The following is a 208-nucleotide window of genomic DNA, read 5'->3' as shown; positions in this document are numbered from 1 at the left end:
CCGGCTGTCTGTGCGGCGTTCCCGGGACTGAAAAGGATTTTCGCAGGTCCGTCAGCCTGGACATTCCGATGAGCCCAGAGGCGTCAATTGTGTCAGATGAGGCTGACACAATTGACTGGTCTCATCTCCATAGGCTGAAAGGTGCCTGTGAAAATTCCTTTTCAGTCCCGGGAACGCCGCACAGACAGCCGGCGGAGGGCCATTCGGC

The organism is Eisenbergiella sp. OF01-20 (assembly GCF_003478085.1).
In the GTDB taxonomy this organism is placed as follows: domain Bacteria; phylum Bacillota; class Clostridia; order Lachnospirales; family Lachnospiraceae; genus Eisenbergiella.
This window is presented reverse-complemented; position numbering follows the sequence as displayed.